Raw genomic sequence first — 7753 nt, 5'->3', positions numbered from 1 at the left:
CCCGGGAAGAGCCGGTCCGTCATCGACGGACCGGCTTTCGCGTTCCCTCAGGCCGCCGCGGGCAGTTCCGGGCGCAGGGGCCAGGCCGGATCCACCGCCTTCGGAGCGCCACTGCTCTCGAACCGCGCCGGGCCCCGGGCCTGTGCCGCGTGCCACTCCGCCTGCAGGGAGTGCAGCTCCGACGGGCTCAGCCGCTCCAGCCGGGCCGAGAACCGCCGGCCCAGCGCGCGCACCAGCTCCAGCGAGGCCGCCGCGCCGGCCGCGGCGTCGTGCGCCCCGTCCGGCTCCACCCCGTACAGCTCACAGAGGTCGCCCAGCGCGCGGCGGCCCTTGCGGTAGCGGTCCAGGTGCCTGTCCAGCACCCGGGGGTCCAGTACGCACAGCGGCTGGTCGCCCAGATACCCGGCCAGCGAGGACGCCCGGTGCCGCCTGAGCTCCCGGTCCAGCAGGGTCAGCCCGAACGGCGCGTCCATCACGACGACCGGCCGCCGGGTCGCGCACTGCTCGGCCAGCGCGCGGGCCAGCTCCTCCATCACCGGAGCGGGCCACCGGCCGTTGCGCTGGAGGTGTTCGTCGGTCAGCCCGTGGACCTCCGTCGCCCCGGGGGGCACCGGAATCCCCGGACTGACCAGCCAGCGGGTGACCCGGAACCGTCCACCCGTCATGTCCTGGAGGACGAGGGCGGCCGAGACGATCCGGTCCTCCTCGCTGTCCAGGCCCGTCGTCTCGGTGCCGAAGGCGGCCAGTGGGCCGTCGAACCAGTGAATCATCCCCGAACTCCTCGTCAGTGAGCGGCAGATGACGGTGTTGCTCTCGGTTCGGTGATACCCGGGGCGTTTGCCCGGTACGCCGCTCCCGGGGCATCCTCCTGTCCTCGCGGCCCGGAACACGTACCCGGGCGGGGCGGGCGCCGCCCCGGGGCCCGTGTGTCACACCTCCGGGGGCCCGGCCACGCGGCCGCGGGGCACCCTCACGCCCCCTGGGTGTCGCGCGCGGGAGCCGGCCCGGTATCCCTTTCGCGTCGGGGGCCGGTGGCTCGGTACGATTCCTCTTGCGTCCGCGACAGGCGGCGCGTCCCCTCAGTCAGGAGAGACCGGTGTCAGACGTCCGTGTGATCATCCAACGCGATTCCGAGCGGGAAGAGCACGTGGTGACGACGGGCACGACGGCCGCCGAGCTCTTCCCCGGACAGCGCACCGTCGTCGCCGCCCGGGTCGACGGCGAGCTGCGGGACCTCGCGTACGCGCTCAAGGACGGCGAGGTCGTCGAGCCCGTCGAGATCACCTCCGAGGACGGCCTGGACATCCTGCGGCACTCCACCGCGCACGTCATGGCCCAGGCCGTGCAGGAGCTCTTCCCCGAGGCCAAGCTGGGCATCGGCCCGCCGGTCAAGGACGGCTTCTACTACGACTTCGACGTGGAGAAGCCCTTCACGCCCGAGGATCTCAAGGCCATCGAGAAGAAGATGCAGGAGATCCAGAAGCGCGGCCAGCGCTTCTCGCGCCGCGTCGTCACCGACGAGGCCGCCCGCGAGGAGCTCGCCGACGAGCCGTACAAGCTGGAGCTCATCGGGATCAAGGGCTCCGCGTCCTCGGACGACGGCGCGGACGTCGAGGTGGGCGGCGGCGAGCTGACCATCTACGACAACCTCGACCCCAAGACCGGTGACCTGTGCTGGAAGGACCTCTGCCGGGGCCCGCACCTGCCCACCACCCGGTTCATCCCCGCGTTCAAGCTGATGCGGAACGCGGCGGCGTACTGGCGGGGCAGCGAGAAGAACCCCATGCTCCAGCGCATCTACGGCACCGCCTGGCCCACCAAGGACCAGCTCAAGGCGCACCTGGAGTTCCTGGCGGAGGCCGCCAAGCGCGACCACCGCAAGCTCGGCAACGAGCTGGACCTCTTCTCCTTCCCCGACGAGATCGGCCCCGGCCTCGCGGTCTTCCACCCCAAGGGCGGCGTCATCCGCCGGGCCATGGAGGACTACTCGCGGCGCCGCCACGAGGAGGAGGGCTACGAGTTCGTCTACAGCCCGCACGCCACCAAGGGCAAGCTCTTCGAGAAGTCCGGCCACCTGGACTGGTACGCCGACGGCATGTACCCGCCCATGCAGCTCGACGACGGGGTGGACTACTACCTCAAGCCGATGAACTGCCCGATGCACAACCTGATCTTCGACGCGCGCGGCCGTTCCTACCGCGAACTGCCGCTGCGCCTCTTCGAGTTCGGCACGGTGTACCGGTACGAGAAGTCGGGCGTCGTCCACGGCCTGACCCGCTCGCGCGGCTTCACGCAGGACGACGCGCACATCTACTGCACCCGTGAGCAGATGGCCGCGGAGCTGGACAAGACGCTCACCTTCGTCCTCAACCTCCTGCGCGACTACGGCCTGACCGACTTCTACCTGGAGCTCTCCACCAAGGACCCGGAGAAGTACGTCGGCTCCGACGAGACCTGGGAAGAGGCCACCGAGACGCTGCGCCAGGTCGCCGAGAAGCAGGGCCTCCCGCTGGTCCCGGACCCGGGCGGCGCCGCCTTCTACGGACCGAAGATCTCGGTGCAGTGCAAGGACGCCATCGGCCGCACCTGGCAGATGTCGACCGTGCAGCTCGACTTCAACCTGCCCGAGCGCTTCGACCTGGAGTACACCGGCCCGGACGGGACCAAGCAGCGCCCGGTCATGATCCACCGTGCGCTGTTCGGCTCCATCGAGCGCTTCTTCGCGGTGCTCCTGGAGCACTACGCGGGTGCGTTCCCGGTCTGGCTGGCCCCGGTCCAGGCGGTCGGCATCCCGATCGGCGACACCCACATCGAGTACCTCCAGGAGTTCGCCGCCGAGGCGCGGAAGAAGGGCCTGCGGGTGGAGGTGGACGCCTCCTCCGACCGGATGCAGAAGAAGATCCGCAACCACCAGAAGGCCAAGGTCCCGTTCATGGTCATCGTCGGCGACGACGACATGAACGCGGGCACGGTGTCCTTCCGCCACCGCGACGGCTCGCAGGAGAACGGGATCCCCCGTGACGAGGCGATCGCCAAGCTGGTGGACCTGGTGGAGCGCCGCGTCCAGGTGTGACCCGTCCGAGAGGCCCCCGGAGCGCTGTCCGCTCTCCGGGGGCCTCTCGTCCTGCCGGCTGAACACCTGCGCCAGCCACGACGAGAAGGACCCGTCACCGCCCCCAGCAGCGCCGGCCCGCACGCCATCAGCCCCGCCCCGGTGAGCCGGTGAGCCGGTGGGGGACGGGGGAGCCTGTCTCTGCCAAGCCATATGCTGGCGGGCATGACGAGTGAGCCGGAACAGCAGATCGGAGTGGGGACGCCCGACGCGTTCCAGCGCCTGTGGACGCCCCACCGGATGGCGTACATCCAGGGTGAGAACAAGCCGAGCGGTTCGGAGGCCGGGGACGGCTGCCCGTTCTGCGAGATCCCGTCGAAGTCGGACGAGGACGGGCTCGTCGTCGCGCGGGGCGAGAAGGTCTACGCCGTGCTGAACCTGTACCCGTACAACGGCGGGCACCTGATGGTGGTGCCCTACCGGCACGTCGCCGACTACACCGAGCTGGACGGTCCGGAGACCGTGGAGCTGGCCGACTTCACCAAGCGGGCGATGGTGGCGCTGCGGGCGGCGTCCGGGGCGCACGGGTTCAACATCGGGATGAACCAGGGGGCGTCCGCGGGCGCCGGGATCGCCGCTCACCTGCACCAGCACGTGGTGCCGCGCTGGGGCGGGGACACGAACTTCATGCCGGTGGTCGGGCACACGAAGGTGCTGCCGCAGCTGCTGGGCGACACCCGGTCGATGCTGGCCGCGGTGTGGCCGGCGGGTCCGCTCTCCGCCTGAGCGGGGCACGGCAAGGACGGACGGGGTGCCCGGGGCGCCCCGTCCGGCGTTTCACGCGTCGTAGACGTCGGCCTTCTTCGGCGCCGCCTCCTGGACCGCGCCGCTGAGGGCCATGGAGCGGCTGGTGAAGCGTTCGGTGTCGACGCCGTGCTCCTTCAGGACCTGCACGGCGGCCGAGTGGACGACCCGCAGCACCGGTGTGGCCGTCCGCATGGCGTCGTCCGCCATGAAGCGGTGCCCCCAGGGCTTGGCCGCCCAGGCGTGGCGCAGCCCGAAGGGCTCCGGAAGCACCAACTTCCCGCCGAGGTACTCCAGCAGCGGCGGATACCAGGTCAGGGGGGCGCGCAGGGCGAGCCTGACGACCTCGTGGGCCTTGACCAGGGGCAGGGCGATGGAGCGGGTCTCCCAGAACCTGACGGCCTTCTTGACCGTCTTGGTCTCGGCGGCCGGCTTGGTCAGGAAGAGCGGGTGGACCGGGCCCAGCGCATGGCCCGTGACCTCGATGCGCAGGGTCTCGTGGAGCACCGTGACGGTGATCAGCATGGTGAGGACGAGTTGGCCCTCCCAGAGCGTGAACTGCACACCCAGGTAGTGCCGGTCACCACTGCCGAACTGCTGGTGGTTGCAGATCCGCTGGATCTCGTGGGGTTTGACCTGGAAGGTGGCGACGTCCTCGCCCTCGGGCCGGGAGACGGAACCGGCGTCCTCCCCGACGGGGGAGACGATCCAGTGCTTCACGGACGGCGGGGTGAAACCGCCGGTGTTCAGCGGGCCGCGCTCCAGCAGCTTGAGCTGGTCGTGGATCGCCCGCACCACGTCCCAGCTGCGGAACTGGTGGATCTCCTTGGTGGGGTCCGCGGGGTGCAGTTCCTCGGCGAGATGCCAGCTGCCCCAGCGGGTGCCCATGCCGAGGATGCCCTTGGGGCCGGCGTAGAAGACCGAGTTGGACTGCTGCTCCGCGGAGAGCTTCTCCAGGCCCTGGCGCAGGGCCTCACGTGCCGTCTCGTTGGGGTTCTTCGGAGCCGCCTCGGGGATCTTGGCGATGACGCCGGCTCCGCTGAGCAGCCCCTCCCAGCGGGCCCGCATGTCCTTGGCGGAGGACTCCGCGATCCGTTTGGCGAGCAGCCAGCCGACGACCGGCGCGACGACCGCGGCGCGCAGATAGAGCGCCAGGAAGCCGGTGAGCGGCATGGCGATCAGGAAGAGCACGGAGAGTCCGCCGACGATCAGGAGCAGGACGACACCGAGGGAGCGGAAGGCGACGTCCTTGGACTTGTTGAAGGAGTCGCGCAGCCGGAAGGTCAGGACCCACAGGAGGAAGCCCGGCAGGAAGAGGACGCCGAAGACGGCGGTGACCAGGGTGAGCTTGCTGTCCCGGGCCCTGCGGAGCCGGGTCGCGGACAGGCAGTGCTCCACCACCGTCTGGGGGTCGAGGCCAAAGGACTGGATGAGGGCGCCACGGCCGCCGCCGAGCATGCGTTCCTGGACGGCGCGGGAGAAGGCCTCACCGAGATTCGGCTTGAAGTACTCGGACTTGAACAGCTTGGAACTGCCCCGCTTCACCTCGGACTTGTGCCATTCGCTGTTGGCCTTCAGGATCTCCGTCACATCGCTGTCGCGGTACGCCGCGGAGGCGAGGGCGTTGGTCGCCACCGCCTGTCCGCCCGACCCCTGGAGCGGGATCTGTGCTCCGGGAGAGAAATCGAATCCGTCCATCGCTGCTGTCGCCCCCACTCGCCCGCACGGCCTGCTCCTGCGGCTGTTCCCAACTACCGTGTCTCGCACACCTGCTGAGCCGGGGTCAACAGCGTAGCGTCCGGAAGCCGCCACCGCCGGTGATTGAAGGGGCGGGGCGGCTCCGGATTCGCGCTGATCGGTGACGTCACGCACCATCAGTCCCTTCGTGCGCGCTATGTCGGCATGGCCGGCGGGCCGGGCGCACGCCCCGCGTGGGCCCGGGGGACCCGGCCGCCGGGGGGCGCACACCGTCGCCCGGACAAGGCCGGGACGGGGTGCCCCGCCGTGGGACGGCGCGGCTCGTGACTACGATGGGCCCGCCGGTGGCCGAAGGGGCCGCGCGGCCCGCCGAACCTCGGGAAGGCCATGCTGAACAAGTACGCGCGTGCATTTTTTACGCGTGTCCTCACACCGTTCGCCGCTCTGCTGCTCCGCATCGGGGTCAGTCCCGACGCGGTCACGCTCATCGGTACGGCCGGAGTGATGGCAGGAGCGCTGGTCTTCTTCCCGATGGGGGAGTTCTTCTGGGGCACGATCGTCATCACCGTCTTCGTCTTCTCCGACCTGGTCGACGGCAACATGGCCCGGCAGGCCGGGATCTCCAGCCGGTGGGGCGCGTTCCTGGACTCGACACTCGACCGGGTGGCGGACGGGGCGATCTTCGCGGGCTTCGCGCTCTGGTACGCGGGCAACGGCGACGACGACGTGCTGTGCGCGGTCGCGATCTTCTGCCTGGCCAGTGGCCAGGTGGTCTCGTACACGAAGGCCCGCGGCGAGTCGATCGGTCTGCCGGTCGCGGTGAACGGGCTGGTCGAGCGCGCCGAGCGGCTGGTGATCTCGCTGGTGGCCGCCGGGCTCGCCGGGCTGCACGCCTTCGGCGTGCCCGGCATCCAGGTCCTGCTGCCGATCGCCCTGTGGATCGTCGCGGTGGGCAGCCTGGTCACGCTGGTCCAGCGCGTGGTGACCGTGCGCAGGGAGTCGGCCGAGGCCGACGCCGCCGCGGCGGCGGAGCGAGGGAGCGGGGCCGCACAGTGAGCGAGGGCGGGGCGGGGGAGCACGGCCGCGGCGCCGCAGCCGGCAGAACCGGACCGCGGGGCGGCGGATCCCGGCTCAAGGACCGGCTGACCGACGGGCTGTACGGGCTCGGCTGGGGTGCCGTGAAGATGCTCCCCGAACCGGCCGCCGAAGCCCTCTTCCGCACCCTGGCCGACCAGGTGTGGAAGCGGCGCGGGAAGTCGGTCCTGCGGCTGGAGTCGAATCTGGCCCGGGTGGTCCCCGACGCGGACGCCGCACGCCTCGCGGAGCTGTCGAAGGCCGGGATGCGCTCGTACATGCGCTACTGGATGGAGTCCTTCCGGCTGCCGACCTGGACCCCGCAGCGGATCAAGGCGTCGATACGGGTCGACGGCGTGCACCACCTCACCGACGGGCTGGACTCCGGACGGGGCGTCGTCCTGGCGCTGCCGCACCTGGGGAACTGGGACCTGGCCGGCGCCTGGGTCACCACCGACCTGAAGGTGCCCTTCACCACGGTCGCCGAGCGGCTCAAGCCGGAGTCCCTGTACGACCGGTTCGTGGCCTACCGGCAGGGGCTCGGCATGGAGGTCCTGCCGCACACCGGCGGGGCGGCCTTCGGGACGCTGGCCCGGCGGCTGCGCTCCGGCGGACTGGTCTGCCTGGTCGCCGACCGCGACCTCTCGGCCTCCGGCGTCGAGGTGACGTTCTTCGGCGACACCGCCCGGATGCCCGCCGGACCGGCGCTGCTGGCCCAGCAGACCGGCGCGCTGCTCCTGCCCGTCACGCTCTGGTACGACGGCACGCCCGTGATGCGGGCCCGCGTCCACCCCCCGGTCCCCGTGCCCGGGGCAGGCACCCGCGCGGAGAAGACGGCCTCCATGACACAGGCGCTGGCCGACGCCTTCGCCACCGGCATCGCCGAGCATCCGGAGGACTGGCACATGCTCCAGCGGCTCTGGCTCTCCGATCTGGAACCCCGAGGGGAAGCGCCGTGAAGATCGGCATCGTCTGCCCGTACTCCTGGGACGTACCGGGCGGAGTCCAGTTCCACATCCGGGACCTCGCCGAACACCTGATCCGCCTGGGGCACGACGTCTCGGTGCTGGCGCCCGCGGACGACGAGACGCCGCTCCCGCCGTACGTGGTCTCGGCGGGGCGGGG

The 7753-nt window shown here is 71.0% G+C and carries 6 protein-coding genes; 4 read left to right on the top strand and 2 right to left on the bottom strand.

What is annotated here, in order from left to right; all coding sequences use genetic code 11:
• Nucleotides 1–47: 47 nt before the first annotated feature.
• A complete protein-coding gene (locus tag IH13_RS0115625) occupies nt 48–770 on the bottom strand; it encodes an exonuclease domain-containing protein (protein ID WP_031084843.1) in 723 nt (240 codons plus the stop codon).
• A 326-nt stretch (nt 771–1096) separates the two neighbouring features.
• Between IH13_RS0115625 and thrS the strand changes: the two genes are divergently transcribed.
• Nucleotides 1097–3073 (top strand): threonine--tRNA ligase, encoded by a 1977-nt coding sequence (gene thrS / locus IH13_RS0115620; RefSeq protein WP_031084841.1) that lies wholly within the window; start codon nt 1097–1099, stop codon nt 3071–3073.
• Between the two features lie 192 nt (nt 3074–3265).
• Nucleotides 3266–3838: an HIT family protein gene (locus tag IH13_RS0115615; RefSeq protein ID WP_031084839.1), complete on the top strand. Its 573-nt coding sequence runs from the start codon at nt 3266–3268 to the stop codon at nt 3836–3838.
• A gap of 51 nt (nt 3839–3889) precedes the next feature.
• Here IH13_RS0115615 and IH13_RS0115610 read toward each other — a convergent pair whose 3' ends face one another.
• Nucleotides 3890–5554, bottom strand: coding sequence for an MATE family efflux transporter (locus tag IH13_RS0115610; RefSeq protein ID WP_031084837.1), 1665 nt, complete (start codon nt 5552–5554; stop codon nt 3890–3892).
• Nucleotides 5555–5941: 387 nt separating this feature from the next.
• Here IH13_RS0115610 and pgsA point away from each other — a divergent pair, with 387 nt between their 5' ends.
• Together pgsA and IH13_RS0115600 are read left to right on the top strand one after the other, a co-directional pair.
• On the top strand, nt 5942–6610 hold the full coding sequence (pgsA, locus tag IH13_RS0115605) for a phosphatidylinositol phosphate synthase (RefSeq protein WP_031084835.1): 669 nt from the start codon (nt 5942–5944) through the stop codon (nt 6608–6610).
• An 86-nt stretch (nt 6611–6696) separates the two neighbouring features.
• Entirely contained in the window at nt 6697–7587 is an 891-nt protein-coding gene (locus IH13_RS0115600; protein ID WP_031084833.1) for a phosphatidylinositol mannoside acyltransferase, read from the top strand.
• Nucleotides 7588–7753: the final 166 nt, after the last annotated feature.

This window comes from Streptomyces sp. NRRL WC-3549, assembly GCF_000721935.1.
Taxonomy (GTDB): Bacteria; Actinomycetota; Actinomycetes; order Streptomycetales; family Streptomycetaceae; genus Streptomyces.
The sequence above is the reverse complement of the archived record's forward strand: the minus strand, read 5'-3'. Positions and strand labels throughout refer to the sequence as shown.

Excerpts from the sequence above, each read along its gene's own strand:
- pgsA (WP_031084835.1), top strand. The coding sequence starts at position 5,942 with ATGCTGAACAAGTACGCGCGTGCATTTTTTACGCGTGTCCTCACACCG.
- IH13_RS0115610 (WP_031084837.1), bottom strand. The coding sequence starts at position 5,554 with ATGGACGGATTCGATTTCTCTCCCGGAGCACAGATCCCGCTCCAGGGG.
- IH13_RS0115625 (WP_031084843.1), bottom strand. The coding sequence starts at position 770 with ATGATTCACTGGTTCGACGGCCCACTGGCCGCCTTCGGCACCGAGACG.
- IH13_RS0115615 (WP_031084839.1), top strand. The coding sequence starts at position 3,266 with ATGCTGGCGGGCATGACGAGTGAGCCGGAACAGCAGATCGGAGTGGGG.